General features: G+C 66.3%; 20 protein-coding genes. 11 read left to right on the forward strand and 9 right to left on the reverse strand.

From position 1 onward, the window contains the following. The first annotated feature begins 34 nt into the window (after positions 1 to 34). The gene (locus tag J2Y54_RS03815; protein WP_310037047.1) at positions 35 to 427 is read left to right on the forward strand and encodes a DUF559 domain-containing protein; all 393 of its coding nucleotides are present in this window, start codon (positions 35 to 37) and stop codon (positions 425 to 427) included. A gap of 131 nt (positions 428 to 558) precedes the next feature. Here the strand turns inward: J2Y54_RS03815 and J2Y54_RS03820 are convergent, their stop codons facing one another. From J2Y54_RS03820 to J2Y54_RS03830, 3 genes are all read right to left on the reverse strand, one after another. Further along, complete coding sequence (locus tag J2Y54_RS03820) at positions 559 to 2,160, reverse strand: carboxyl transferase domain-containing protein (protein ID WP_310037049.1); 1,602 nt, start codon at positions 2,158 to 2,160, stop codon at positions 559 to 561. 64 nt (positions 2,161 to 2,224) lie between these two features. Next, positions 2,225 to 3,841: an AbgT family transporter gene (locus tag J2Y54_RS03825; RefSeq protein ID WP_310037050.1), complete on the reverse strand. Its 1,617-nt coding sequence runs from the start codon at positions 3,839 to 3,841 to the stop codon at positions 2,225 to 2,227. Then, positions 3,838 to 4,989: an isovaleryl-CoA dehydrogenase gene (locus tag J2Y54_RS03830; protein ID WP_310038445.1), complete on the reverse strand. Its 1,152-nt coding sequence runs from the start codon at positions 4,987 to 4,989 to the stop codon at positions 3,838 to 3,840. The genes J2Y54_RS03825 and J2Y54_RS03830 overlap by 4 nt, the downstream gene beginning before the upstream one ends. 98 nt (positions 4,990 to 5,087) lie before the next feature. Here J2Y54_RS03830 and J2Y54_RS03835 point away from each other — a divergent pair, with 98 nt between their 5' ends. The 6 genes from J2Y54_RS03835 (at position 5,088) to J2Y54_RS03860 (ending at position 9,430) form a co-directional block, all read left to right on the forward strand. Further along, positions 5,088 to 5,942 carry a LysR family transcriptional regulator gene (locus tag J2Y54_RS03835; RefSeq protein ID WP_310037052.1) on the forward strand — a complete coding sequence of 285 codons (855 nt, stop codon included), beginning with the start codon at positions 5,088 to 5,090 and terminating at the stop codon, positions 5,940 to 5,942. 109 nt (positions 5,943 to 6,051) lie between these two features. Then, the gene (locus tag J2Y54_RS03840; RefSeq protein ID WP_310037055.1) at positions 6,052 to 6,477 is read left to right on the forward strand and encodes a T6SS immunity protein Tdi1 domain-containing protein; all 426 of its coding nucleotides are present in this window, start codon (positions 6,052 to 6,054) and stop codon (positions 6,475 to 6,477) included. Between the two features lie 252 nt (positions 6,478 to 6,729). After that, entirely contained in the window at positions 6,730 to 7,206 is a 477-nt protein-coding gene (locus J2Y54_RS03845) for a MaoC family dehydratase (RefSeq protein ID WP_405052895.1), read from the forward strand. After that, positions 7,203 to 7,709: a 2Fe-2S iron-sulfur cluster-binding protein gene (locus J2Y54_RS03850; protein WP_310037059.1), complete on the forward strand. Its 507-nt coding sequence runs from the start codon at positions 7,203 to 7,205 to the stop codon at positions 7,707 to 7,709. The genes J2Y54_RS03845 and J2Y54_RS03850 overlap by 4 nt, the downstream gene beginning before the upstream one ends. A gap of 114 nt (positions 7,710 to 7,823) precedes the next feature. After that, positions 7,824 to 8,642 (forward strand): RcnB family protein, encoded by an 819-nt coding sequence (locus J2Y54_RS03855; protein WP_310037061.1) that lies wholly within the window; start codon positions 7,824 to 7,826, stop codon positions 8,640 to 8,642. 89 nt (positions 8,643 to 8,731) lie between these two features. Further along, positions 8,732 to 9,430, forward strand: coding sequence for a 2OG-Fe(II) oxygenase (locus tag J2Y54_RS03860; protein ID WP_310037063.1), 699 nt, complete (start codon positions 8,732 to 8,734; stop codon positions 9,428 to 9,430). Between the two features lie 39 nt (positions 9,431 to 9,469). Here the strand turns inward: J2Y54_RS03860 and J2Y54_RS03865 are convergent, their stop codons facing one another. The 3 genes from J2Y54_RS03865 to J2Y54_RS03875 all read right to left on the reverse strand — a co-directional run bounded on the left by J2Y54_RS03865 (position 9,470) and on the right by J2Y54_RS03875 (position 13,736). Next, on the reverse strand, positions 9,470 to 9,859 hold the full coding sequence (locus J2Y54_RS03865) for a response regulator (RefSeq protein ID WP_310037065.1): 390 nt from the start codon (positions 9,857 to 9,859) through the stop codon (positions 9,470 to 9,472). A 62-nt stretch (positions 9,860 to 9,921) separates the two neighbouring features. After that, a complete protein-coding gene (locus J2Y54_RS03870; RefSeq protein WP_310037067.1) occupies positions 9,922 to 12,348 on the reverse strand; it encodes an ATP-binding protein in 2,427 nt (808 codons plus the stop codon). Beyond that, entirely contained in the window at positions 12,345 to 13,736 is a 1,392-nt protein-coding gene (locus tag J2Y54_RS03875; protein ID WP_310037069.1) for a GGDEF domain-containing phosphodiesterase, read from the reverse strand. Before J2Y54_RS03875 ends, J2Y54_RS03870 begins: the two co-directional genes overlap by 4 nt. A gap of 527 nt (positions 13,737 to 14,263) precedes the next feature. On the opposite strand from J2Y54_RS03875, the gene J2Y54_RS03880 reads away from it, so the two are divergent. Together J2Y54_RS03880 and J2Y54_RS03885 are read left to right on the forward strand one after the other, a co-directional pair. Beyond that, positions 14,264 to 15,406: an SET domain-containing protein gene (locus J2Y54_RS03880; RefSeq protein WP_310037070.1), complete on the forward strand. Its 1,143-nt coding sequence runs from the start codon at positions 14,264 to 14,266 to the stop codon at positions 15,404 to 15,406. Positions 15,407 to 15,426: 20 nt separating this feature from the next. Continuing rightward, a complete protein-coding gene (locus tag J2Y54_RS03885; RefSeq protein WP_310037072.1) occupies positions 15,427 to 15,858 on the forward strand; it encodes a membrane protease subunit in 432 nt (143 codons plus the stop codon). 51 nt (positions 15,859 to 15,909) lie between these two features. Here J2Y54_RS03885 and J2Y54_RS03890 read toward each other — a convergent pair whose 3' ends face one another. The 3 genes from J2Y54_RS03890 to J2Y54_RS03900 all read right to left on the reverse strand — a co-directional run bounded on the left by J2Y54_RS03890 (position 15,910) and on the right by J2Y54_RS03900 (position 21,387). Beyond that, entirely contained in the window at positions 15,910 to 17,766 is a 1,857-nt protein-coding gene (locus J2Y54_RS03890) for a CHASE4 domain-containing protein (RefSeq protein WP_310037074.1), read from the reverse strand. Positions 17,767 to 17,771: 5 nt separating this feature from the next. Next, complete coding sequence (locus tag J2Y54_RS03895; protein ID WP_310038447.1) at positions 17,772 to 19,619, reverse strand: EAL domain-containing protein; 1,848 nt, start codon at positions 19,617 to 19,619, stop codon at positions 17,772 to 17,774. Between the two features lie 262 nt (positions 19,620 to 19,881). After that, complete coding sequence (locus J2Y54_RS03900; protein WP_310037076.1) at positions 19,882 to 21,387, reverse strand: tetratricopeptide repeat protein; 1,506 nt, start codon at positions 21,385 to 21,387, stop codon at positions 19,882 to 19,884. A 369-nt stretch (positions 21,388 to 21,756) separates the two neighbouring features. On the opposite strand from J2Y54_RS03900, the gene J2Y54_RS03905 reads away from it, so the two are divergent. After that, positions 21,757 to 24,789: a TonB-dependent receptor domain-containing protein gene (locus J2Y54_RS03905; protein ID WP_310037078.1), complete on the forward strand. Its 3,033-nt coding sequence runs from the start codon at positions 21,757 to 21,759 to the stop codon at positions 24,787 to 24,789. A gap of 74 nt (positions 24,790 to 24,863) precedes the next feature. Continuing rightward, complete coding sequence (locus J2Y54_RS03910; protein WP_310037080.1) at positions 24,864 to 26,360, forward strand: glucoamylase family protein; 1,497 nt, start codon at positions 24,864 to 24,866, stop codon at positions 26,358 to 26,360. Positions 26,361 to 26,398: the final 38 nt, after the last annotated feature.

Here is a 26,398-nt window from a genome sequence, read left to right on the forward strand (position 1 = left end):
TGGAGGGGCGCGCGAAGCGCGAAAGGGCGGTCACATGCTGAAAGGCAACGGCAAGTCGTACCGCCGCGCGAAGCAGACGCGTCGGGAGCTGACGCTGCCTGAAGGCTTGTTGTGGCGCGAGTTGCGCGGGCGCGACGGCGACAAATGGCGCAAGCAACATCCGGCGGGGCCGTATATCCTCGACTTTTACTGCGACCGCGCGAAGCTGTGCGTCGAGGTGGACGGGGAGGCGCATGAATATGGTGACCGGCCTGAACGCGACGCGCGGCGGGATGCTTGGCTGGCGGCACAGGGGGTTGTGACGTTGCGGATTCCGGTGAGCGAAGTGCTGAATAATCTCAGCGGCGTGCTTACGCATATCCATCGCGTCACGGCTGAGCGGAGCAATTCCTCCCCCAACGGGGGAGGTGGCACGCCGAAGGCGTGACGGAGGGGCCGCCCCGAAGAGGGCGGTGTTACGACGCAGCGTTTCCGCCGTCTGCGCGGCGGCCCCTCCACCACCGCTTCGCGGCGGTCCCCCTCCCCCAGCAAGCTGGGGGAGGAATAGCTCCATCCCCCTCACATCCGGAACACGCCGAAGCGTGTCCCCTCCTCCACCGGCGCGTTGAGCGTTGCGGCGAATGCCAGCCCCAGCACGTCGCGGGTCTGTGCCGGGTCGATGATGCCGTCGTCCCATAGGCGGGCTGTCGCGTGCCAGGGGTTGCCCTGGGCTTCGTAATCGTCGCGGATCGGTTGTTTGAAGGCTTCGGCTTCCTCCGGCGTCCAGTTCGCCGCGTCGCGGTGGACGGTGGCCAGCACCGACGCCGCCTGTTCGCCGCCCATCACGCTGATGCGGCTGTTGGGCCAGCTGAACAGGAACCTCGGAGAATAAGCGCGACCGCACATGCCGTAGTTGCCGGCGCCGAATGACCCGCCGATCAGGACGGTGATCTTGGGGACGCTGGCGGTGGCGACGGCGGTGACCAGCTTGGCCCCGTGTTTGGCGATGCCCTCCGCCTCGTACTTTCCGCCGACCATGAAGCCGCTGATATTCTGGAGGAACAGCAGGGGGATGCGGCGTTGGCAGGCGAGTTCGATGAAGTGGGCGCCCTTGACCGCAGACTCGCTGAACAACACGCCGTTATTGGCGAGGATCGCGACGGGGATGCCCCAGATGTGGGCGAAGCCGCAGACGAGGGTGGTGCCGTAGAGCGATTTGAACTCGTGGAATTCGCTGCCATCGACCAGCCGCGCGATGACTTCATGGACGTCGTATGGCGCGCGGACGTCGGTGGGGACGATGCCGTAGAGGTCCTCGGCGTCGAACTTGGGCGGGCGCGGGTCGAGCAGCGCGATGTCGGGTTTGCGGTCGGCAGGGAGGTGGCTGACGATGTCGCGGACGATGGTCAGCGCGTGTTCGTCATTGTCGGCGACATGATCGACCACGCCCGATTTGCGCCCGTGCAGGTCGCCGCCGCCCAGATCCTCGGCGCTGATTTCCTCGCCCGTCGCGGCCTTTACCAGCGGCGGGCCGGCGAGGAAGATCGTGCCCTGTTCGCGCACGATCACGCTTTCGTCTGACATTGCGGGGACATAGGCGCCGCCCGCGGTGCAACTGCCCATGACGCAGGCGATCTGGGGGATGCCCTTGGCGGACATGTTCGCCTGGTTGAAGAAGATGCGGCCGAAATGGTCGCGGTCGGGGAAGACGTCGGCCTGATGCGGCAGGTTCGCGCCGCCGCTGTCGACGAGGTAGATGCACGGCAGGCGGTTGGCCTCGGCAATCTCCTGCGCGCGCAGATGCTTTTTGACCGTCATCGGGTAATAGGTGCCGCCCTTTACCGTCGCATCGTTGCACACGATCATGCAGGTGCGGCCCGAGACCTTGCCGATGCCGGCGATCATGCCGGCGCCAGGCACTTCGCCTTCGTACATGTCGCACGCGGCAAGCTGGCCGATTTCGAGGAAGGGCGCGCCGGGGTCGAGCAGGCGCTCGACGCGCTCGCGCGGGAGCAGCTTGCCGCGCGCGGTGTGGCGTTCGCGGCTCTTCGCGTTCCCGCCGAGTGCGGCGGTCGCGACATCGGCGCGGAGCTTTTCGACCAGCGCGCGGTTGTGCGCGGCGTTGGTGCGGAAGCCTTCGTCTTCGGGCGAGAGGATCGATTTGAGGACGGGACCGCTCAACGAAAATTCTCCTGATTCATGGTCTGCCCGGTGCCACGGCCAAGGATCGGGTCGGCGACCGCGATCACTGGCCGGAGCCGGGCTGCGCGTAGAACACCCCTGCCCCCGGTCCGAGCGGGAAGTCGAACGTCACCCAGGCGATGACCATCGAGATGCCGAGCGTCATGAAGGTGAGCGCATAGGGCAGCATCAGCGCGAGCAGCGAACCGACGCCGAACGACCCGTCCCAGCGCCGCGCAAAGGCGAGGATCAGCGGGAAATAGCTCATCAACGGGGTCATGATGTTGGTGTAGCTGTCGCCCATGCGATAGGCGGCAGTGGTCATCTCCGGGCTGATCCCGAGCAGCATGAACATCGGGACGACGACCGGCGCGAGCGCGCTCCACTTGGCGCTGGCCGAGCCGATGAACAGGTCGAGGAAGGATGACAGCAGCAGCACGCTGACCAGCAGGATCGGCGCGGGGAGCGCGAAGGTCTGAAGTGCTTCGGCCCCGTTGATTGCGATGATCGGGCCGACATTGGACCAGTTGAACATCGCCACGAAATGCGCGGCGAAGAATACGAACACGATGTACGGCGCGAGGCTGGCGATGCCTTCGCGCATCATCCGCGTGACGTCGTCGGCGGACTTGATCGACCCGGTCGCGCTGCCGAACGCGATGCCGCAGCTGACGAACATCAGGAAGAAGCCCGCGATCAGCGCGCCGTAAAAGGGCTGAAGCTGCGCCGTCCCTTCCGCCTTTTCATTGATCAGCGGGGTGTAGCCGGGGGCGAGCGTGAGGACGAGGTAGAGCGCGATCACCGCGAGCGCGGCGAGCCCGGCGCGGCGCAGGCCGCGGCGTTCTTCGGCGGTGACTTCGGAGCGGGCGAGTTCGGCGGTCACTTCCGCGTCGGCTTCACCGCCCCATTTGCCGAGGCGCGGTTCGACCACCTTGTCGGTGATGAACCAGATGGCGGGGGTAAAGACGATGACGATCGACAGGATGAACCACCAGTTGCCGACCGGGTTCATCGTCCAGCCCGGCTCGACGATCCGCGCGGCTTCCTGCGTGAAGCCGAACAGCAGTACGTCGATCTGGCCCGGGGTGATGTTGCCGGCATAGCCGCCGGATACCGCGGCAAAGGCGGCGGCGAGCCCTGCGACGGGGTGGCGTCCGGCGGCGGCATAGACGATCGCGGCGAGCGGGATGAACACGACATAGGCGGCGTCGGAAGCGTGGTGCGACACCATGCCGATGATCGCGACGATGGGCGTCAGGATCGCGCGCGGCGCGTTGGCGAGGCTGGCGCGGATCAGCGCGGAGAACATGCCCGACCGCTCCGCCACCGCCGCGCCGAGCATGATGACGAGGATCAGGCCGAGCGGCGCAAAGCCACTCATCGTGCGCGGCATGTCGACCAGCAGGCGGCCGATATTGGCTTCGGAAAACAGGCTGGACGCGGTGTAGGTGAGCACCCCGCCCTCCAGCGTCGCGCCGGTCGGCGCCTCGTCACCGGTATAGGGGAGCGATGCCGACCATCCGGCCCAGTCGCCGATCGCGCTGACCGCCATCAGCGCGATGATGAGATAGACGAAGATCATCGTCGGTTCGGGCAGCAAATTGCCCGCCCGCTCGACAAAGCCCAGGAACCCGCGCTGGCGGCGGCTTACCTCATCCGATGGTGCGGCGATTTCAGTCATACGGCTCCCACAAGCTCCCGTCCGATCAGCATGCGGCGAATTTCATTCGTCCCCGCGCCGATGTCCAGCAGCTTGGCGTCGCGCAGGAAGCGTTCGACCGGCCAGTCCTTGGTATAGCCCGCGCCGCCGAGCGCCTGCACCGCTTCGCCGGCGACCTTGAACGCGTTTTCGGAGGCGAGCAGGATCGCGCCGGCGGCGTCGAAGCGGGTGGTCTTGCCCGCGTCGCAGGCCTTGGCGACGGCGTAGACATAGGCGCGGGCAGAGTTGAGCGCGACATACATGTCGGCGACCTTGGCCTGCATCAGCTGGAAGCTGCCGATCGCCTGGCCGAACTGCTTGCGTTCGCGCAAATACGGCAGGACGACGTCGAGGCAGGCCTGCATGATGCCGAGCTGAATGCCGGCGAGAACCGTGCGTTCATAGTCGAGGCCGCTCATGAGGACGCCGACGCCGCCGTTGAGCGGACCCATGACGTTTTCTTCCGGCACTTCGCAATCGGTGAAGACGAGTTCGGCGGTGGGCGATCCGCGCATGCCCATCTTGTCGATCTTCTGCCCGATCTCGAACCCCTTCATGCCGCGCTCGATGATGAAGGTGGTGATGCCGCGGCTGCCCTCGCCGGTCTTGGCATAGACGACCAGGACATCGGCATAGGCGGCGTTGGTGATCCAGAATTTGGTGCCGTTGAGGATGTAGCGGTCGCCCTTGTGCTCGGCGCGCAGCTTCATGCTGACGACATCGCTGCCCGCGCCGGCTTCGGACATGGCAAGGCTGCCGACATGTTCGCCGCTGATCAGCTTGGGGAGGTACTTCGCCTTTTGCTCCGCGTTCGCCCAGCGGCCGATCTGGTTGACGCACAGGTTGGAGTGCGCGCCGTAGCTGAGGCCGATCGAGGCCGAGGCGCGCGACACTTCCTCACACGCGATGACATGTTCGAGATAGCCGAGGCCGAGGCCGCCATCCTCCTCCGCGATGGTGATGCCATGCAGGCCGAGCTCGCCCATCGGCGCCCAGAGTTGGTCGCGCGGGAACCAGTCGTCGGCGTCGATCTTGGCGGCTAGCGGCGCGATCTGTTCGCGGGCGAAGCGTTCGGTGGTTTCGCGGATCATGTCCGCGGTTTCGCCGAGGGCGAAATCCATCTGGGGCAGGCTCATGGCGCTCTCCTGAGATTATTTTGCCGCATCCTAGCGCGCCGCGCGCCTGCTGAGAAATTGAAAGGCGGCGCGGGACAGCATAGACGGTATCTATGATCGAACGCTATTTGCTGCGCTATTTCCTCGCCGTCATCGATAGCGGGACGTTCACCGCCGCCGCCGCGCAGATGGCGGTGTCGCAACCCACGCTGTCGGCGGGGATCGCCAAGCTGGAGCGCGAGGTCGGCGCGAAGCTGCTGCGCCGGTCGAGCCAGCGGATCGAGCTGACCGAGGCGGGGTCGCAATTCGCGGTCCATGCGCGGCGGATCGAGCGCGAGTTCAACCTGGCGGCGGCGGCGGTGGGCGGGATCGCGCAGCCCGCGACGCTGCGGCTGGGGGTGCTGACGACGATCGCGAGCGCGGAGCTGGCGGCGCTGGTTGCGCGGATTGCGGCGGATGCGCCGGGGCTGGCGGTCGAGCTGGTCGAGGGCAATGCGACGGTGCTGGCACAGCACATCGCGCGCGGGCGGGTCGATCTGGCGCTGACCGCAGTGCAGGGCGACGCGACGGGCGATGGCGAGGCGTTGCGCAGCGAACCCTATCTGCTGGCCCTGCCGGTCGGGCACCGGCTGGCCGGGGAAGCGGCGCTGCCGGGCGAGGCGCTGGCGGGCGAGACGATGATCGTGCGGCGCAGCTGCGAGGCGCTGCCGGAGACGAGCCGCTACTTCACCCGGCGCGGCATCCGGCCGAGCTTTGCGCTGCGCACACCGAACGACGACCGCGCGCTGGCGATGGTCGCGGCGGGGCTTGGCGCGACGGTGGTGCCGGCGTCGCATCGGCATGCGGGGGTCGCCAATCCGGCGCTGATCGGGTTCGATCTGGTGCGAACGCTGGTGCTGGTGCGGGGGGAGGATACGCGCGAGGGGATGGCGCAGGTGGTGGAAGCGGTGCGGGGGGTGTTTGGGTGAGGGCGGGGTTGAGGGGGTGTGAGCGCGGGGTGTCGGGGTGGTCGCTTGCTGTCTGTTATCGGCAGAAAGCGGTCATTGCCGATCCGCGAGAAACGTGCAGGATTATTGGATGCGCGATCTCGCCCTCTCATGCTCCGACATTGACTGTGCACCGCTGCTTAGGGAGTGGCGTTGGCTTGTCCCAGATACCGATCGCCCTTTGATGATCGGTGCATTTGGCGATTGGATCATGTGCGCTCCAGACGGCTCGTTCTGGTCGCTTGAACTCCTTGAGGGCACCTACACCCGGATCGCCGACAACGCTGAGGCCTTCAACCGAGCGAAAGAGGACCCGGAAAACCTCAATCTGTGGTTGATGGCTGAGTGGGTACAGATCGCCGAGCGGCACGGTCTTGTGCCCGAGGCCGACGAATGCCTCGGATGGAAGGTCCATCCGGTGCTTGGCGCCCCAATAGCCGCTCACAACATCCAGGTGTTCTCTCTGAGGGCCTATCAATCGCTAATGGGCCAGCTTTTCCGACAATTGAGAGCTTAAAGCGGTTGCCCCTCCACCACTCAGTGCTCGGGCGCTGGGCTAGGCGAGGCGGGAGGTGTTTTGGCAGCGTGTTGAGCGCTCTAAAACCTTCCCGGAACGGGGAGGCGGCAGCGCGTAGCGCTTACGGAGGGGGGCCCGCCGCGAACCGGATCGCTTGCCTCGGGCCCCCTCCACCAGCTTCGCTGGTCCCCCTCCCCGTTCCGGGGAGGATTGTTTTTGGGGGACTGACAAACCGGCCTTGCGCGTTAAGTGGTGCAGCAAAGGGAGACGGTGATGGCGGGACGCTATTTCGACGAGTGGCAGGTGGGCGACCGGATCGTGCATGATCTGCGCCGCACGGTGACCGAGACGGACAATCTGCTGATCTCTACCCTCACCCATAATCCGCAGCCGCTGCACCTCGATGCCGAGGCCGCCGGGGCGAGCGAGTTTGGGCGGATCCTGGTCAATGGCACCTTCACCTTTGCGCTGATGGTCGGGATTTCGGTGGGGGATACGACGCTGGGCACTTTGGTCGCCAATCTGGGCTATGACGAGGTGCGGATGCCGAGCCCGGTGTTTATCGGCGACACGCTGCGCGCCGAGACCGAGGTGGTGGCGCTGCGCCCGTCCAAGTCGCGGCCGGGACAGGGCGTCGTCACCTTTCGCCATGTGATGCTCAACCAGCGCGACGAGACGGTGTGCACCTGCCTGCGCAGCGCGCTGTTGCATGCTAAGCCGGCGGCATGACCAAGTTCACCGTCAATAACCAGCCGGTTTCCTACAAGCTCGATCCGGCAACGCCGCTGCTGTGGGCGCTGCGCGATGCGTCGAACCTGACCGGCACCAAATATGGTTGCGGCACCGGCGAGTGCGGGGCGTGCACGGTCGATATCGACGGGAATGCGGTGCGGTCGTGCCAGGTGACGATTGGCGGGGTCGAGGGGACGTTCGTCACGACGATCGAGGGGCTGAGCGCGGAGGGCAACCACCCGGTGCAGCAGGCGCTGCTTGCCGAGAATGTCGTCCAGTGCGGTTACTGTATCCCCGGCATCGTGATGAGCGCAGCGGCATTGCTGCGCAAGAACCGCAATCCGTCGGACGACGACATCCGGGCCGCGATCACCAACCTGTGCCGCTGTAGCATCTATCCCCGGCTGATCGAGGCGATTGCGCGCGCCGCGCGGGTGGCGCGCGGCGACGAGGAAATCGTGATCGATCGCGGCATCCCGGTGACCGGCGAGGGCGAATGAACGGACAGAAAGCTTTCGCGCGGATGACTGGCCAGTTCAGAGGCGCGTCAGCCGACTCGGCGTAGAGAGGAGCCAGTCTGAACGCCGGCGCACCGCCGGAGAGCGGAGGAAGTGATGAAGAAGATGATTCTGGCTGCGCTCATCGGCGCGACCATCCTGACCCCCGCTGCGGCGACGGCGCAGGACCGGGGCAACCGCGACAATCGCGGCGCCCAGACCCGCGAACAGCGCCAGCAGTGGCAGCAGCAGCGCCAGGAACAGCGCACCCAGCGCCGCGAGCGGCCGCAGGTCCAGCCGCGCCCGGCTGTCGCACCGGCCCCTGCCCCGCAGGTCAATCCGGAACGCCGCGACTTCCGCCAGGACCGCCGTGAGGACCGTCGCGATTTCCGCGAGGAACGCCGCGAGGATCGCCGGGACTTCCGCCAGGGCGGCACCACCCCGCGCGACTATCGCGACGATCGCCGCGACGACCGGCGCGACTATCGCGATGAACGTCGTGAGGACCGCCGCGACTATCGCGACGATCGGCGCGATGACCGCCGCGACTGGCGCCAGGACCAGCGCCGCTATGGCGACTGGCGCGATCAGCAGCAGTATCGGCGTGGCTGGGACGACAACCGCAACTGGGGCCGCAGCTGGCGCGGCGACCGGCGCTATGACTGGAGCGACTATCGCGCGCGCAACCGCCATGTCTATCGCCTGCCGCGTTATTACGCCCCGCGCGGGTACAGCTATGGCTATCGCCGCTTTTCGATCGGCCTGACGATCGGATCGATGCTGTTCGCGCCGAATTACTGGATCAACGACCCGTTCTACTACCGCCTGCCGCCGGCCTATGGGGCGTATCGCTGGGTGCGTTATTACAATGACGCGCTGCTCGTCGATATCCGCACCGGCTATGTCGTCGACGTGGTGCACGACATCTTCTGGTAAGCGCGGCTTGACGCGGTCACGCAGCGGAGGCCCGGCCGGCAACGGTCGGGCCTCTTGCGTTTCGCCGGTCGCGCGGCAAATTGGCGGGCATGAAGTTCTTTTCCCGTGCCAAGGGTCCGGCCCCCTCCGCCACACGCGCGCGCGCCGCCAGCGCGGTCACCGCCCGGATCGAAGCCAATCCCGCGATGCGCCGCGCCAAGATCGATGGCGCGCAAATCTATTACCACCCCGATTTCCTGAACGATGCCGAGTGCGACCGGCTGATCGCGCTGATCGATGCCAACCGGCGGCCGTCGACGCTGCTCGCCGCGTCGCAGGATCCCAATTTCCGCACCAGCGAAAGCTGCGACCTCGACCGCTGGGCGCCGGACGTGCAGCCGATCGACGAGCGCATGGCCGCGCTGCTCGGCATTGCACCCGAAAATGGCGAGACGATGCAGGGCCAGCGTTATGCCCCCGGACAGCAGTTCCGCGCCCATTATGACTGGTTCAACGAGGAGCAGGAGTATTGGCCGGCGATGAAGGCGTCGGGCGGGCAGCGGACCTGGACGACGATGATCTACCTCAACGATGTCGAGGAAGGCGGCGCGACCTGGTTCCCGCAGGTCGGCGTGCGCGTCGCGCCGCGCCGCGGGCTGTTGCTGGCGTGGAACAACATGAAGCCCGATGGCGCACCCAACACCGGGACGCTGCACGAGGGCACTCCGGTGGTGAAGGGCGTGAAATACGTCATCACCAAATGGTTTCGCGAAAATGCGTGGATCAACACGCCGGTGCGCACCTACTGATCAGCCGGGCGGAACCGGACGCGGCCCGCCCAGTCCGGTTCAGAGGATCATGTCGTCGCCGCTGCGCAGCGCGAGGACCCGGCCGATCGTGTCGAACAGCGCGTCCATCGCGACCGGCTTGAACAGCACCTCGTCCGCGCCGGCCGCAAGGCAGCGTTCGCGCAGGTCGACCGCGGTGTCGGCGGTGACCACGATGATCGGCAATTCGGCCTTGGCATCGCCGCGCGCGCGGATGCGCGAAATCGCCTCGATCCCGTCCATGCCCGGCATGCGCAGATCGACCAGCACGACGTCGAAATCCTCTTCGCCGATCTTGCGCAGCCCCTCTTCGGCCAGCGCAGCCTCCGTCATCGTGGCGCCGGCGACATTGAGCATGTCGCCCACCACGCGGCGGTTCATCGGATCGTCCTCGATGAAGAGGATATTCATTGCGCGGTCATCCTGAGAGCGCGACGGGTCCGAAGCGGAGCAAACATAGCTGTGCTATTGTCCTAAGCCGCCTGCGATACAAGCGTTGAGCGATGGTGCGCTGCACTATTTTCGTCGCGCCCGGCGAGCAGCGCGGCGACCAGTGCAGGTCCCTTGACCGGTTTGACGATCAGCGACGCGAGCCCGGTCGCACGAAGTTCCGCCTCCATCGCCGCATCGCCGGCCGGCCACAGCGCCGCGACCCGCGCTGCGGGTGGCGCATCGTCGACCAGACGCGCGAGCAGCGGCACCGGCTCGCCCTCCGCCGCCAGCGTCGCCTGATCGGCGAGGATGACCAGTGCCCCGCCCTGCCCGGCGGCGGCTGCGAGCGCTTCATCGACCGTCGCGGCGAAGTGGACGCCGGCAAAATGGGGCGCCAGCAGGGCGCGCAGCATGCCGCGCACGATCGGATTGCGGTCGAGCACGACGATCCGCTCCCCCTCGGCAGCGGCCTCGAGCGCGGCGTCGGGCGCCTCCGCCAGCCGCAGCGGGAGCGCGACGGTGAAGGTCGAGCCATGGCCGACCGTGCTGGCGACCGCGACATCGCCGTCGAGCGCGCGGGCAAGATTGCGGACGATGGCAAGGCCAAGGCCGGTTCCGCCGAACTGGCGGGTGGTGCCGGCATCGACCTGGCGGAAGGATTCGAACACTTCGTCGAGCTTGTCCGCAGGGATGCCGATGCCGCTGTCGGCGATGGCGAGGCGCAGCTGCGTGTCGTCGGCGGTGACCGTCACCGACAGGCCGCCGCGTTCGGTGAACTTCACGGCATTGGACAGCAGGTTGAACACGATCTGCCGCAGCCGGCCCGGATCGGTTTCGATCCAGCGCGGCGTACCGGCACAGGCCAGCGCGAAGTCCAGCCCCTTGGCGCGCGCCTGCTCCTCCCAGATCCGCGTCACCTCGCGCAGCGTCGCATGCAGGTCGGTCGGGACCAGTTCGACGGTGAGATTGCCGGTTTCCATCTTGGCGACATCGAGAATGTCATCGACCAGCGCGCGCATCGTCATGCCGGCGCCATGGACGATCCCGATCCGGTCGCGCATCGCATCGGACACCGCCGGATCGCGCAGCATGATCTGGGTCATGCCGAGAATGCCGTTGAGCGGCGTGCGGATTTCATGGCTGGTCGTGGCGAGGAATTCGGTCTTGGCCTGCAGCGCCTTTTCGAGCGCGGCATTGGTATCGGCGAGCACGGTGTTGGCGGCGCGCACCTGGTTGCGGCTGCGCCGGATCGTGAACAGACCGATGCTGAGCAGCGTCACGATGACCAGCGCCGCGCCACCCAGGCCGATGAACAGGGTACGCTGGAACTCGGCCTCGCGCCGTGCCTCCTGCGCCTTGTAATTGGCGATGCGCAGTTCCTGGTTCGCATAATCGAACCGCGCCGCCATCAGCGCGGTGCTGGTCGATGTGGCGAGTTCGGTTGCTTCATCCGAAAGCTTTCGCAAACGCTCGAGGTGCGCCAGTGCGTCGCGATGGCGCCCTTGCGCCCGATAAATCGAATAGGCTGTAAAATGCGCGTCGCGCATCGTGTAGCCCGTGCGCGTGAGTGACGCGTCGCCGAATGCGCGTTCGATCAACACCTGCGCGCGCGCCAGTTGTCCCTGAAGCCGAGCGGACTCGGCGGCCATCGCGAGAAAACGCACTTTGGCTGGGTGCGCGGACTCGCGTCCGATAATGGTTGCAGCTTCCGAAAGTGCTGCATCCGCCTCGCGAAACCGCTTCTGATCAAGCAGCGCGCGCGCGATATTCACCAGGATATTTGGGACGAGGCTGACGGATTGTTCCGAGCGCGCGAGCGCGAGTGCCTTTCGATATTCAGCCTCGGCCCGCGCGGGTTCCTTGAGCTGAATGAAGAGGGTTCCGCGGCTATTGAGACGGAACATCTGGAGGCGGGCATCGCCGGAAAATACCTCACCGGCCTGATTGAGGTATTTCTCAGCGCTGCGGAAATCCTTCGCCTTCGTATAGAGCGCAGCGATCAACTGAAGCGCCATCGACTGATTGCGCTTCACGCCCAGCTTGGCGAAGATGTTGTGCGCTTCCTGAAGCGATGACAGCGATTCAGCGTAGCGTTGCTGCAACTCCTGGACGCCGGAGCGCGCAAGCAGGAGGTCGCCGCGCAACTGCGAGGGGGCCGGCTCGTCGCTGATCAAACGCAGCGCTTTGGCGATCCGAGGCGCTGCCTTTCCTGGTTGAGTCCGGATCAACGCCTCACTCTGCAGCCAAAGCGCCGTCGCTTCAGCGACAGCACGCCTGTCATTCGCAGCGATTGCCCTGCTGCGTTGCTGTGCCTGTTCGGCGAGCGCGAGTGCGCGATTGGGATCGCTGACCATTGCGGCCTTGGCCTGTTCGATCAGCGCGTCAGCCGCCGCCTGCTGCGCCGTTGCCGGCACCGCCAGGGTCAGCAGCACCCCGCACAGCAGCAGGGCGAACCCACGCCAGATCATGCAGATTTTCGCCGGAAATTTTCGATCCGGCCAAAGCTGGGGCGCAGCGTGGCGACCGACTTGTAGCCCTCGTCATCGAGGTAGCGGATAAAGGCATCGAGCGCGATCGGGCGGCTGATCAGATAGCCCTGCACCATATCGCACCCCATCACGCTGAGCAGCGCCAGCGCCGCCGGCGTCTCGACCCCTTCGGCGGTGACCTCCATCTCGAGCGCGTGCGCGAGATCGATCGTCGAGCGGACGATCAGCGGATCGCGATTGCTGCTGGTCAGCTGCATCACGAACATCTTGTCGATCTTGAGCTCGCTCGCCGGCAATTGCTTGAGATAGGCGAGCGAGGACAGCCCAGCGCCATAATCGTCGATCGCCAGCGGGATCCCGATTTCGGCAAAGCTCTGCAGGTGGCGGATTGCGCTGTCCGGATCGCGGATCACCGCCGTTTCGGTGATCTCGAAGCCGATACGCGCGCCCGTCTCGCGCACGATGCGACACGCTTCGGTGACAAAGGCTTCGTCGGCGAGCAGGACGCCGGAGATATTGATGAAGACCGGCATGTCATGGCCATGCGCCGCCAGCACCTGCTGATCGGCGACCACCTGACGCAGCGTCCACAAGGTCAGCCCGACAATCTCCCCGCCATCTTCAGCGGCGTTGATGAACTCGCCCGGCAGGATCAGCCCGCGCACCGGATGGTGCCAGCGCACCAGCGCCTCGGCGCCGGTCACGCATTCCTTCCGCACATTCACCTTGGGCTGATATTGCAGGAACAGCTGTCCGGCGGCGATCGCGCGCGGAAGTTCGCGCACCAGAGCGGCGCCGTCGAACCCGGCATGCGCCTGCGACAGATCGAGCGAGACGATCCCCGAATCGCGTCGCGCCTGTTCGAGCGCGGATTCGGCGCCTTCGGTCAGCCGCACGTCATCGTCATGGCCATAGGGCGCGACGGCCATGCCCCAGACCAGCTGGAGCAAATGCCGCTCGCCATCGAGGTCGACCGAACGGGCGAAGATCTGGGCCAGCGCATCGATTACCGCACGCGCCTCGCCCGGACTTTCGGCGTCGAAGGTCAATTCGGCCGTGGCACGGCCCGCGGTGACGCTGCGCACGCGCGGCTCGAGCTCCGCCATGCGATCGGCCAGGTCGAGGATCAGCGTGTCTGCGCGCGGACGCCCGAGATGGCGCCGCAGCGACTGGAAATTGGCGATCTCGCACAAGGCGAGCGCGTGCCAGCGCGTTGCGGGCGTTGCCGCGCCCCCCGCCCCGCCGGACATGGTTTCGCTTGCGCCCCAGCCGCCGACCGCATCGCTCGCCGGATCGTCGCCGATCGCGATGGGCTCGAAACCGCAAGCGGGTCCGCGAAAGCCGGCGGGGTCGAAACGGTCAGACATGCCCACCGCAATAGCGGGGAGTGCTGAAGGAAGATTTAAGGCCCCGCGCAACGCCCGCCCGCGGCCCGGATCATCCATGTCGGGTGCTTAACGATTGATTCAGGGTGAATCTTAAGATAACCAAAATGGGTGCACTTCGTGTGCACAATGGGAGAAAAGTCATGTTTTCGTTCTTTTTCCGGGACACCGGTGGCGAGGATCTGCGCCCCTGGTAACCATATAACGGCCCGGGTGAGCGGCGGTGGGGATGGTCCCTGCCTCGTGACTTACCCGGGCTGACACTTCCGAAATGGCCGCCATCCCGTTGGGATTGCGGCTTTTTTATTGTCTGAACCAGTTCGGATGCGAAACTTTCGAATGATCGCGGCGCGCCCTGCCCCGCATCGCGTGGGCAAAGCGGGTAGGCCGAATTCAGACCATTCCCCAGCGCAACCCCGCGAATCGCCGCGACTCGTGGATTCACCGCGAGTCGCGCTTTGACCTGCGAGTCGGAACACGGTAAATGACCGGTTGCGCAAGGGGGTGGCATGACGGGCGATGTGTGGTTCTTGATCGCGATGAGCTTCAGCCTCGCCGCCTATGGCGTGTATCTGCTGGGCCTGCGCCGCGCCACCGTTCGCCCCAATCGCGCGTCCTGGCTGATCTGGAGCGCATCGGCCGCAGCCGAGGCGATCACCTATGCCGCGGTCAACCCGGACTCCCCGCAAAGCTGGGTGTTCATCCTGTCCGCCGGCTGCTGCCTCATCGTCACCGCGTCCTTGTGGCGCCAGTCGAGCTGGGCGCCGCCGACCACGGTCGAGGCGTTGTGCATGGCCGCATGCCTTACCGCCTTGCTCATCTGGGTCGCGTTTCGCGAGACATTCTGGGCGCATATGCTGGTGGTGGCCGCGGTGCCGGTCAGCTTCTGGCCGACCTGGGTCAGCGTGTGGAAGGATCGCAGCAGCGAACGCTCGCCCGCCTGGGGGCTGTGGACGGTCGGCGACCTCGCGACGCTGCTCGTGGCGGCGCGCGCGGGGGGCAGCGGCGTGGACGAGTTCGCCTATATCCTGGTCGAACTGGCATGCCATGCCAGCATCTGGTTCATGATCGGCCTCGCCACGATCAACCCGCTGCGCTCGTTCGGCTGGGCGCGTGGCGGGCTGGTGGTGCTCGACCGCTATCGCCACACCCGCAACCTGTTCACGGTGGGCGAGAACCATCTGGGCAAGGCGGTCTATGCCACCTGCCGCTTCGCCGAGGGCGCGGTGCTGATGCGGTTTACCGGGCGGCGTTTCCACGTCGATGACATCCCCAGCCTGATGCGCGGCAGCGACGATCGTTTCGTTCAGGTGACGCCCGACCATTATATGGGGCCATCGGGACAGCTCGACGATCTGGTCAATCATAGCTGCGATCCCAATGCCGGGCTGCGCTTCACCGACGATGGCGTGATCCTGGTCGCGTTGCGCGACATCGCGGCCGGCGACGAGGTGACGTGGGATTATTCGACGACGCTGGCGCAATCGAACTGGCACATGATCTGTCAGTGTCGCGCGCCCAGCTGCCGCCGCGTGATCGGCAATTTCGAAACGCTGAGCCCCGAGCGGCAGGAGTTTTTCCGCGCCCGCAACCTTGTCGCGCCCTATCTGCGGCGGCGCGACCCGGTGCCGCCGGTGCGGCGCGTCGGCTAGACTGAACCAGAGGAGCCATCATGAACGGAACTGCCGGTACCATCCTCAAGCTGTCGGCATCGCTCGCGATCCTGCTGCTTGTCATTGTCGGCGGCGGGCTCGGCTCATGTGCGGCGTATAATTCAGTCCGCGTGTGGAATGCCGAGACAGCGGGCGAGGCCGAACTCGCGCAGGCGACGCAGAACCGCAAGATCAAGGTGCTGGAAGCACAAGCGAAGATGGACTCTGCCGCGCTTGAGGCGAATGCCGAAATCGCGCGCGCCAAGGGGCTGGCCGAAGCCAAGCGGATCGTCGCCAACAGCCTGGGCGGGCCGGAGGGCTATCTGCGCTACCTCTACATCCAGAATCTGGAGCAGTCGCAGGGGCAGATCATCTATGTCCCGACCGAAGGCGGGCTACCGATCCTGGAGGCCGGGCGACTTCAGCCCAAGCCGGCACCGGCGGCGGACTGATCGCGGCGCGGTGGCGCCGGGCCGGGCGGTCCGGCCCGGTCTCGTCAGCGATCAGGCAGCAATGTCCTGTGCCAGTTCGGACGCGGCGAGTTCGAGCACCGCGCTTGCCCCCAGCCCCTGCCCTTCGCTGACCAGCGTCAGGCTGCCGCCCATCGCGACCATGGTGTTGGCGCACCAGTGCAGGCCCAATCCGCCGGACTTGTTGATGCGGGTCGAAAAGCCGCGCTGAAACAATTGCGGCGCCTTGTCGGGGTCGAACCCCTCGCCATCGTCGGTGATGCGGATTTCCATCCGTCCGCCGGCCTCGCGGATCGACACGGCGATGCTGCCGCCGTCGCGCCCGGTCGCGGCGATCGCTTCGGCCGCGTTGGAGAAGAGGTTGCCGATCACCTGGCTGAGCAGCACGCGGTTGGCGAGCACCCAGTGCGGCGTCGCCGGGAAGTGGAAGGCGATCGAGCTGGCGCCCGAATAGCGCGCGATCGTCGCGTTGCGCGCGACGATGTCGGTGACGTCGCACGGATCGAGCGGCGGGCGTTCATGCGCCTGTTCCTGCTGCCGCCCGATGATTTCGAGCACATTGTGCAGCGCCTCGCGCCCGATGCCGAGCTGTTCCTTGCGCGCGTCGCGGGCCTGCGCCTCGCTTTCCAGCGCGGCGGCGACAAAGGCGGCGAGCTTTTGCCGTCGCGCCAGCGGTATCGCATCGTCGGCCAGTTCGCGCAGCGCGCGGTCGAGCAGCGCGCGGTCGGTCGCCGGCGCTTCGCCCAGCCCCTGGCTGAGCACAGTGCTGATCGGGTTCAGCGCGTTGCGGACATTGTGCATCACCGCGACCGCGCTTTCGGACTGGCCGAGCTTGAACGACTGCGCCTCGACCTGTTCGCGCAGATCCTTGAGCTGGCTCAGCATCGCATTGAAGCTGACGACCAGGCTGCCGATTTCGTCGCGACGCGGCGTATCGGCGAGCGGGACCAGATTCCCGGATGTGCGTACCACCCCCATATGCTGTTCCACCCGGTGCAGCGGGCGCAGCACCAGCCGCCCGATCATCACGCTGAGCACCGCCATCACCAGCAGCATCAGCGCGGTCGTGCCGATCACGGCCAGCTTGAGCATGTTGCGGCCGAGCGCGGACAGGTCGCGCGCGATCCGGAAGGTTGCGCTGGCGACGCTGTCACCCCCCTCGCCCGGAACCGGCACCGCAACCGCGATGTCGCGCTCGCCCGGATCGATGCGCGGGGCGGATACCGGCGCGTCGAGCGCGATCCCGGCGCGCAGTTGCAGCAGGTTGCCGAGCCGTTCGGACGTGATCAGGCGCGCCATGACGACATGGCCGCGCGGATCGCCGGTACCATCGGTGCGCCGCACCTGTGCCACGCCGATCGCGGCAATGCGGTCGCCCAGACGGGCGTAGAAGCTCGCGCTGTTGTCGTTGGCCAGAACGCGCGTGAAATCGATCCGCGCGATCTCCGCAAGCAGCTGCGCGCGCATCGCCGGTACGTCGGTGCCCCGGTCGACATCGAGCCAGCGGGCAATCACCACCTCACCGCCCGGACGGACATAGGCCATGCCGTTGACGCCCAGGTTGATCATTGCCGAGGTCGCGAAACTGTCTTCCTCAAACGCCCGGTTGGGCGCCCCCATATAGTCGTAGCTCTCGTTCCAGTCGCCGTAATCGCGCACCGAGGCCTCGACCTTCGAGGCATATTCGGTCAGCGCAGCGCGGGTGCGTTCGATATGGCCGTCGATCGCCTGCGCCTCGAGCTTGTCGAAACTGGGCGTGATGACGAGGGCAAGCAGCAGCGTGACGCTGGCCGCGCCGAGCAGCGCGACGCCGGTCAGGATCACGACGAGCTTTGCCCCCAGCGAACGCGGCAACCGCGCGCGCGCCGGCAGGATGGACCGCAGCGGCATCGCGGTCAGCCGTAGGTACCGTTGCGCGGCGCTTCGACGTCCGGCGGATCACCGGGGAGCAGACAGCCGGCATGCGCCATCGCGATGGCAGCATCGGCCTCCATCGGGCGGGCGAGATAATAGCCCTGGACATGGCTGCACCCGGCGAGGCGCAGCGCCTGAAGATGCGCGTCGGTTTCGACACCTTCGGCCACCACTTCGAGCCCGAGCGCGCGGCCGAGATGGATGATCGAATGGACGATCGCGGCGCTCTCCCGCTCGCGGCCCATGCCATCGATGAAACTACGGTCGATCTTCAGGCAATCGAGCGCGAATTTGCGGATATTGTAGAGCGAGGAATAGCCGGTGCCGAAATCGTCGAGCGCGATGCGGAAGCCCATCTGGCGCAGCTTGTAGAGCGTTTCGGCGGCACGTTCGGCATTGTCGAAGATCGCGGTTTCGGTGATCTCGATCTGCAGCCGATTGGGGTCGATGCCGGCGCGCTGAACGCGTTCGACCACATGGCCGACGAAATTCTGGCGACGAAACTGGCGCGGCGAGAAATTCACCGAGACATATTGGCCGGGCCATTGCTGGAGCATCTTGAGCGCTTCATCGAGCACCCAGTCGCCCAGTTCATGGATCAGGTTCGATTCCTCGGCGATCGGAATGAACATGCCGGGCGAGATCGGCCCATATTCGGGGCTGTTCCAGCGCAGCAACGCCTCGAACGCCACGACCTCCAGCGCATCGCGCGCGACAATCGGCTGGTAGACAAGGCGCAGTTCGCCCTGCGCGATCGCCTGGCTCAGCCCACCTTCGATGCGGCGGCGGAAGCGGATCGATTCGTCCATGCTTTCGTCGAACACGCGCACCACGCCGCGGCCGGCGCGCTTCGATTCATTGAGCGACAGGTCGGCGCGACGCATCACGTCGATCGGATCGTGCTTCATCCCCGGTTCGACGATGACGAGGCCGGCCGAGGCCGATCCCTGGACCGAATGGCCGAACACGGTGAAGGTCTTCGAACACGCCAGCAGCAGGCGTTCGACCGCCTCGATCGCCTCGCCCTCCCCGGCCACCTTCATGAGCACGGCGAATTCGTCCCCGCCCAGTCGCGCGACAAAGCCGCCGGGCGGCACCGCGCCCTCGATCGTGTCGCACACCATGCGGATCAGCTCGTCGCCGGCGAGATGGCCGAACGTGTCGTTGACCAGCTTGAACCGGTCGAGGTCCATCATCGCCATCGCGAACCTGTCGGGTCCGCGCACATGATCGGTCAGCGCGCGCATGAACGCGAGCCGGTTGGGCGCGTCGGTCAGGCTGTCGTGATTGGCAAGATGGGTGGCCTTGCTTTCGTTTGCGGCGAGTTCGGCCTTCTGTTCTTCGAGCAGGGCCATGGCCTGTGCAAGCTGGCGGTCGACCTCCCAGCGCTGGCCGAGCGCGGTGGCGGTCTGGACCACCTCCTCAACCTCGAACGGCTTGGCGATATAGAAGATCTTGTCCGCCGGACCCGCGGCGCGGCTGATGTCGAGCGGGGAGAAATCGGAAAAGCCGGTGACGATGACGATGTTGATGTCGGGATCGAGCGCGCGGATGCGGCGCGCGGTTTCCTTGCCATCGATCCCGGGCGGCATGCGCACGTCGATAAAGGCGACCGAGAACCGCGCACCGCTTTCGACCGAGCGCGCCACGGCATCGACCGCGTCGAGACCCTGCATGCAATGGACGGTGTCGAAGTCGGGGCGCTCGGCGGCAGGTTCGGGGGCATTGTCGGGTTCGCCGAACAGTTCCGCCGCCATCGCGTCGAGCGCCGCGCCCTGCGCCGCAGCGACGCCATTGCCCTTGAAGCACTGGCGATAGGATTCGTGCATCCCCGCTTCGTCGTCCACGATCAGAATGCGCAAGATCCGCTCCCTTTCAGTCACTAGCCTGTCCGCCTAGCCGGTCAGGGTTAAAGCGAGGTAAAAGGGTTAACGCGGCCTTCTCCATCGCCTCCGCATTGGCCCCAAAAAAAGCGGGGCGCCGCAGCGCTGGGCCGGGCGCCCCGCCGAGTCAGGAGGGGGATGAATGCGTCTCCGCACCGCCACTCCCTGCCCCGCGGCGACCGACGCCGCCACGGTCAGACTCTGACGTTCACCGCCGTGCCAGCGTCCATGCCGCCTCGACCTGTCCGGCAAAGCCGTCGCGGAATTCACGCAGATCGGCGCGCGATGCGCCGGCCGGATCCGGTCCGGTGAGACGCGCCAGCAGCGCGCGCTGCGCCGTGCGGTAGAGCGGCCTGGCTGCTTCCGCGCGGCCGCCGTCGAGGTGGAAATGGGCAAGGTTGAGCTGGATACGCAGCGTCTGCACATGGTGGACGCCGAGCGCCGTGCGCGCGCCGGCCAGCGCTTCATCGAACAGCGCCGCTGCCTCGCCCCGGCGCCCGAGCCGGGCATAGGCGGACGCAAGTTTGCCCGCGCTCGCAATCCGGTCAGGATGAGCGGGCGGCAACAGGCGCAGCTGGGCGGCACGGGCCAGCTCAAGCTGAGTCGCCGCTTCGCGCAGCGCCCCTTCGGCGCGCAGGTCGCCGAGCAGGTTGCCGCCCAGATTGGCACGGAGCGTCGCCAGCAGCAGCGGATCGACCCGCGCGTCGGGCGCGATCAGCGCGAGCGCCGCGCGCAGCGTCGCCACGGCACCCGCACGATCGCCGGCTGTATCGAGCGCAACCGCCAGATTATTGTAGCCAGTCAGCAGCGCGTCCGGCGACTGGCGGTTGAGGCGACGGATCCTGAGCGACTCGCGCAGATACAGTGCCGCTTCGTCATGGCGGCGCAGATCGGTGAGGATCAGGCCATAGCTGCTGTGGCCGACCGCCATGTCGGGATGATCCGGCCCGAGCGCATCGCGCCAGATGCGCGCCGCTTCGCGCGCAAAGGGTTCCGCTGCCGCCGGATAGCCGATCTCCCGCAGGAAATTGGCATAGTCATTGTAGAGCCGTGCGAAGCCGGGGCGTTGGTGCGCCCATTCGGTCACCGTCGCGCGGTGCATGTTGGACTGCGCCGCTTCGATCGCCGTCTTGTAGCTGCGCGACGCCGGTTCGATCAGGCCGAGCGCCCATGCCGCCTCGGCCGTTGCGGCATGGGCATCGACCGTATCGGGATGATCCGCACCGAGTGCCGCCTGATAGCCTGCCGCGCCGCGGCGCGCGGCGTCATAGGCGGCGCGCAGCTGGTTGGCGGCACCCAGCGCGGTTGCCAGCGCGAGCTGGGCGCGGGCGACATCGCGGCTGTCAGGTCCGGCGGTGGCCTGCGCGATCGTCAGCGCGCGCCGGGCATGTGCCTCGGCCTCGCCTGTCCGCCCGATCCGCAGCGACAGGTTGACCATCGCGTGGATGAGGTCGAGGCACGCGTCGGCGCGCGGCGCGGTTTGAAGGCACGTGGCAAGCTGCTGTCCGACGAGCCGGTGCCCGGTCGCGAAATCGCCCGCCGCGACGATCTCCGCCGGCACCGAAGGCGGCACCCGCGCGGCGGTCTGCGCCTGCGCCGGCAGCACTGCCGCGAGCGCGAGCGCGCCGATGCAGCGGACCGCGTGCGCGGCGGCACTGTGCCAGCCGCTCGCCCGGCTCGTATCCGTCCCGCTGCCCCCCGCCTGTGCCCGCATCGCGCGTTTCCCGACTCCGGTCGATCCCCGCCCCGGCATAGCAAAAATCCGGGGCGCCGCGCGCCTGTGCTGCGCGCGACGCCCCGTCAAAGGTTCAGGGGAAAGATGCGTCTCCGCATGCCGCAGCTGTGCCGCGCCGCGCCGGCTTCCGCCACAGTCCAAGTCTGACACGCGCACGCGCCGCTACGGAAAGCACGGGTCGGTACGCGCTGAACTGACGAACGCGCGAACTCCGGTTTATCCTATACAGCCGCGATGAAACCGGTTACAGGGACGCCGCCCAACGCATAACAGGCAGGCCGCCGACTCGCCCGGTCCGGGACGAACGGTGCAATCAGGTAAACGTTGTCAACCTCCAGGGGGGATCCTGTGAAGTCATCACATCTCGCACCGAATGCATTCATCCGTGGCTCGCGCGTCCGCGCCGCCGCTGCCGCCCTCGCCTGGTCGAGCGCCGGCGCCGCCCTGGCCATCGGCGTCGCGGTTCCCGCGCATGCGCAGCAGGTCAACGCCTCGCTCCGCGGCACCATCACGGCCGAAGGCGGCGCGTCGCAGGTGACTGCGGTCAACGTCAACACCGGCCTGACGCGTACCGCGACGGTCAGCGAAAATGGCGTGTACCAGATCGCGTCGCTGCCGCCGGGCACCTATCGCCTTGAGGTCACCACGCCGTCGGGCGTGCGCAAGACCGACGAATTCCAGCTGCTCGTCGCGCAGAACGCCGTGCTCGATTTCGACCTCACCGCGCCCGTCACGACGGCCGATACCGGTGCAGCCGATGAAATCCTGATCACTAGCGGCCGCATCCGTTCGATGGAAGGCGGCGAAGTCGGCGTGAACATCACGCAGCGCGAGATCGACACGCTGCCGCAGAACAACCGCAACTTCCTCGCCTTTGCCGACCTCGCCCCGGGCGTGCAGTTCATCACCGGATCGAACGGCAATGCCCGGCTGCAGGGCGGCGCGCAGGACAGCCGCACCGTCAACGTGTTCATCGATGGCGTCGGCCAGAAGGACTATGTCCTCAAGAACGGCGTGACCGGGCAGGATTCCTCGGAAGGCAACCCGTTCCCGCAGTCGGCGATCGGCGAGTACAAGGTGCTCAGCTCGAACTACAAGGCGGAGTTCGACCAGGTCAGCTCGGTCGCGATCACCGCGGTGACCCGTTCGGGCACCAACGAGTTCAAGGGCGACGCCTTCTTTGAATATTATGACGAGAGCTTCCGCACGCGCACGCCGATCGAGCGTGACACCAACGCGGCCAAGACCTCGGTCCAGGACATGCAGTTCGGCGCCTCGCTCGGCGGTCCGATCATCAAGGACAAGCTGCACTTCTTCGTTACCTATGAAGGCAAGCGGATCGAGCGCCCGATCGACATCTTCCCGGGCAATTCGGCCAACAACGCCAACATCCCGTCGGCGGTGCAGAACGAATTCGGCAGCTTCAGCCGCATCTTCAACGAAGACCTGTTCTTCGGCAAGCTGAGCTTCCAGCCGACCGATCGCGACCTGATCGAAGGGTCGGTCAAGGTGCGCCTCGAAAGCGGCGATGGCATCGGCAGCGGGTCGAACCTGCGCGACACCGCCAGCAACTCCAAGGTCGAGGAATATCGCGGCACGTTCCGCTGGGAGCACAGCGCCGACACCTGGGTCAACGACCTCAAGCTGACCTATGAAGACGCGCGCTGGGCGCCGACCCCGGCCGTGTTCGGTCCGCAGTTCGCGTATCAGGATGCCAATGGCGTCCAGATCTATCGCACCGGCGGCGGCTCCAACTATCAGGACAAGGGCCAGAAGGGCTGGGGCATCCAGAACGACTTCACCTGGACCGGCGCCGAGCGCCACACGGTCAAGGCCGGCGTCAAGGCGAAGTGGGTCGACCTCAACTCGCTGCAGCTCAACCTGTTCAACCCGGTCTATTTCTACAACACCCAGTATAATGGCGCGGCGTGGAACAACACCCAGCCGTTCCGGGTCCAGTTCGGCTTCGACCCCGGGCTTGGCGCCGATCCGATCGTCCAGTCAAAGAATTTCCAGCTTGGCCTGTACATTCAGGACGACTGGCAGGCGACCGAGCAGCTGACGCTGAACCTCGGCCTGCGCTGGGATTATGACCGGACCCCGGCATGGGTCGATTTCGTCCATCCGGCGCAGGCGGTGGCGGCGGTTTCGCCGGCCAACTACCCGAACCTGAACAACGCCAATTACAACATCAACGACTATATCTCGACCGGCAAGGAGCGGAAGACGTTCACCGGTGCGTTCCAGCCGCGGCTGGGCTTCACCTACATGATCGACGAGGAATCGAACTTCGCGATCTTCGGCGGCTATGGCCGTTCGTACGACCGCAACCAGTTCGACTTCATCCAGCAGGAAACCAGCGTCGGTGGCTTCTCCACCCGCACGTTCAACTTCCTGGTCCCCGGCGACACGCGCAACAATTGCACCCCGTCGGCGACCTGCGTTGCGTGGAACCCGATCTATGCAACCCCGGAAGGGCGCGCACAGCTGGTCAATTCGGTCGGTCCGCAGGGCGGCGCCGAGCTGCGCTTCATCAACAACGATCTGAAGACCCCGTATTCGGATCAGTTCAGCCTGGGCATCCGCCGCCAGTTCGGCCTGCTCGAGACCGAGCTCGGCTTCTCGCACATCAAGAGCCGCGACGGCTTTGTCTGGCTGCTGGGCAACCGCCGTCCCGACGGCAGCTTCTTTGCCCCGACCGGCAACCAGAGCTCGCCGTTCGGCAACCCGCCGCCGGGCCGCGGCAGCATCATCCTGGGCGACAACGGGCTCGAGACGAGCGCGAATTCGGCCTATGTGAAGCTGACCAAGCGTTACACGCAGAGCTCGCCGTGGAACGTGACTGCGACCTACACCTACACCGACGCCGAAGAGAACCGCCAGTTCGGCGAGACCTTCAGCCTCGATTTCCCGTCGATCAACGACTATCCGACCCTGCGGTCGGCGGGCGTGGCGCGGCATCGCCTGGTGATGGCGGGCAGCGTCGACCTGCCGTTCGGGATCGTCTTCTCGAGCAAGCTGCGGCTTGAAACGGCCCCGTATCTCAAGGGCTTCAACAACACCGCGACCGGCGTGCGCATCATCCAGGGGATCGAGGGGAACAACCAGAACCCGTTCATCCTGGGCGATTGGTGGGCGTTCCGTCAGCTCGACGTTGCCGTCACGAAGTACGTCCCGCTCAAGTTCCTGAGCGAGACGACCAAGCTGCGGCTGCGCGTGGATGCGCTCAACATCCTCAACACCTACAACTTCAACAGCTACAACTCGAACCCGCGCGACGTCACCGCGGATGCCAATGGCGTGTTCGGCGACATCGCCAACCGCGGCATCGGCGGCAACCTGACCCGCACGATCAAGCTTTCGGCCGGTATCTCGTTCTGATCGGCTGAACCGGGATGGCGCGCGGACGGATTTCCCCGTCCGCGCGCCTTTTTTGTGTCTAAGGAGTAACCATCATGGCGTTCCGCCTTTCCTCGATCGGTCTTGCCGCGCTGCCCATGCTGGCCGCCTGTGCGACGCTGCCCGCCCCTGCCCCGCAGCCGTCGGCGGCGCCGGCGCTGAACGAAGCGGCTTTTGTCGAGGATCTGTCGCGGCGGACGTTCGATTATTTCTGGGAGACGACCAGCGTCGAGACGTGCCTGGCGCCCGATCGCTGGCCGTCAAACCCCTTTTCCAGCATCGCCGCGACCGGCTTTGCGCTGACCGCGTACGGCGTCGGGGCGGAGCGCGGCTATGTCACGCGGGCAGCGGCCGCAGAGCGCACGCGCAAGTGCATGGAATTCTACTGGAATGCGCCGCAGGGTCCGGCGGTCAGCGGGACCGCGGGGCATAAGGGCTTTTTCTACCATTTCCTCAAGAACGGCGACGGCACGCGCTATCGCAATACCGAACTGTCGACGGTGGACACCACGCTGCTGCTCGGCGGCATCCTGTTCGCGCAAAGCTATTTCGACCGCGACGATCCGACCGAAGCGGCGATCCGCGATCTGGCGGAGAAGATCTACGGCCGCGTCGACTGGACCTTTGTCCAGCGCGAGCGCAGTTCGATCCCGTCGGCGAACAGCAACGGCGGCAAGGCGATCGCGATGGGATGGTACCCGGAGCGCGGCAATGGCGGCGATTTCGGGACGCATGACTGGGTCGGTTATGACGAGGGGATGCTGGTCTATATCCTCGCGCTCGGGTCGCCGACGCATGCCGTGGGCAAGGACGCATGGGACACCGGCTGGGCGGGCAAGCTCGGCAAGAGCTGGGGCACCTATTACGGGCAGGAGCATCTGCAGTTCGAGCCGCTGTTCGGGCACCAGTACAGCCATGTCTGGGTCGATTTCCGCGGCATCCAGGACGCGTTCATGGCCGGCAAGGGCATCGATTATTTCGAGAACAGCCGCCGCGCGACGCTGGCGCAGCGTGCCTATGGCGTGGACAATCCGAACAACTGGACCGGCTATTCGGGCGACATCTGGGGCTGGACCGCGTCGGACGGGCCCGGCGGCGGCGCCAATGGCCGCGTCGTCAATGGCAAGGCCCGCGAATTTCAGGGCTATTCCGCGCGGGGCGTGAGCAGCTATCGCATCGTCGACGATGGCACGATCGTGCCGACGGCGGCTGGCGGATCGGTCGCCTTCGCGCCGGAAATCGCCCTGCCCGCGCTGATGGCGATGCGCGCCAAATATGGCGACAAGCTGTACCAGCGCTATGGCTTCAAGGACGCGTTCAACCCGAGCTATACCTTCACCGATGTCGGCAGCCGCGACGGCGTGGTCGACGCCAAGCATGGCTGGTTCGCGCGCGATTACCTCGGCATCGATCAGGGGCCGATCCTGGCGATGCTGGAAAACCACCGCAGCGGCCTGATCTGGAAGACGATGCGCAAGAACCCGCATATCCGGCGCGGGCTGGAGCGCGCGGGGTTCAAGGGCGGGTGGTTGGAGCAGCCGGCGGGGAAGTAGGGCGGAGCGCGCACCGACCATAATCCTCCCCCGCCAGG

It is taken from the genome of Sphingomonas sp. BE123, from assembly GCF_031456015.1.
Classification (GTDB): domain Bacteria; phylum Pseudomonadota; class Alphaproteobacteria; order Sphingomonadales; family Sphingomonadaceae; genus Sphingomonas.

Bases quoted from the DNA above. Each gene is read 5' to 3' on its own strand.
- J2Y54_RS03860 (WP_310037063.1), top strand. From the start codon at position 8,732: ATGAAGTTCTTTTCCCGTGCCAAGGGTCCGGCCCCCTCCGCCACACGC.
- J2Y54_RS03895 (WP_310038447.1), bottom strand. From the start codon at position 19,619: ATGCACGAATCCTATCGCCAGTGCTTCAAGGGCAATGGCGTCGCTGCG.
- J2Y54_RS03900 (WP_310037076.1), bottom strand. From the start codon at position 21,387: ATGCGGGCACAGGCGGGGGGCAGCGGGACGGATACGAGCCGGGCGAGC.
- J2Y54_RS03910 (WP_310037080.1), top strand. From the start codon at position 24,864: ATGGCGTTCCGCCTTTCCTCGATCGGTCTTGCCGCGCTGCCCATGCTG.
- J2Y54_RS03890 (WP_310037074.1), bottom strand. From the start codon at position 17,766: ATGCCGCTGCGGTCCATCCTGCCGGCGCGCGCGCGGTTGCCGCGTTCG.
- J2Y54_RS03870 (WP_310037067.1), bottom strand. From the start codon at position 12,348: ATGATCTGGCGTGGGTTCGCCCTGCTGCTGTGCGGGGTGCTGCTGACC.
- J2Y54_RS03815 (WP_310037047.1), top strand. From the start codon at position 35: ATGCTGAAAGGCAACGGCAAGTCGTACCGCCGCGCGAAGCAGACGCGT.
- J2Y54_RS03850 (WP_310037059.1), top strand. From the start codon at position 7,203: ATGACCAAGTTCACCGTCAATAACCAGCCGGTTTCCTACAAGCTCGAT.
- J2Y54_RS03875 (WP_310037069.1), bottom strand. From the start codon at position 13,736: ATGTCTGACCGTTTCGACCCCGCCGGCTTTCGCGGACCCGCTTGCGGT.
- J2Y54_RS03825 (WP_310037050.1), bottom strand. From the start codon at position 3,841: ATGACTGAAATCGCCGCACCATCGGATGAGGTAAGCCGCCGCCAGCGC.
- J2Y54_RS03865 (WP_310037065.1), bottom strand. From the start codon at position 9,859: ATGAATATCCTCTTCATCGAGGACGATCCGATGAACCGCCGCGTGGTG.
- J2Y54_RS03840 (WP_310037055.1), top strand. From the start codon at position 6,052: ATGCGCGATCTCGCCCTCTCATGCTCCGACATTGACTGTGCACCGCTG.
- J2Y54_RS03835 (WP_310037052.1), top strand. From the start codon at position 5,088: ATGATCGAACGCTATTTGCTGCGCTATTTCCTCGCCGTCATCGATAGC.
- J2Y54_RS03855 (WP_310037061.1), top strand. From the start codon at position 7,824: ATGAAGAAGATGATTCTGGCTGCGCTCATCGGCGCGACCATCCTGACC.
- J2Y54_RS03880 (WP_310037070.1), top strand. From the start codon at position 14,264: ATGACGGGCGATGTGTGGTTCTTGATCGCGATGAGCTTCAGCCTCGCC.
- J2Y54_RS03885 (WP_310037072.1), top strand. From the start codon at position 15,427: ATGAACGGAACTGCCGGTACCATCCTCAAGCTGTCGGCATCGCTCGCG.